The 275-nt window shown below is 61.1% G+C and carries 1 protein-coding gene; it reads right to left on the bottom strand.

The features are described 5' to 3' along the window. Positions 1 to 8: 8 nt before the first annotated feature. Positions 9 to 275, bottom strand: a 267-nt coding sequence (locus SB786_RS36215) for a hypothetical protein (protein ID WP_410731573.1), incomplete at its 5' end; no start/stop codon positions are given.

Genomic DNA, 275 nt, shown 5'->3' with positions numbered 1-275 from the left:
CTATCAACTCAGTCATCGACGCCGCAATGGAATGCGTCGCGCGTGTCGTAGCACACTGCGTTGCGTACATGTCTCGCATCACCGTCTTTGGCAAAACGCCGTAGCAGCACGACCGTTCGTGATTCCGTTCGTTGGGCTGCTACAGCGTTTCGTCGTGTCTCCGCCATGGCAGGGCGTTCGGTTGTTGCCGACGCCCCGTCCTCGTTGCTGCCGCTGTTGCTTTCCGTCGCTATCCTGACCGCATGCCGCATGGCCGGTGCTTCAGCAGCACCGGC

Source organism: Burkholderia sp. SIMBA_062 (genome assembly GCF_046534765.1).
In the GTDB taxonomy this organism is placed as follows: Bacteria; Pseudomonadota; Gammaproteobacteria; order Burkholderiales; family Burkholderiaceae; genus Burkholderia; species Burkholderia ambifaria.
The sequence above is the reverse complement of the archived record's forward strand: the minus strand, read 5'-3'. Positions and strand labels throughout refer to the sequence as shown.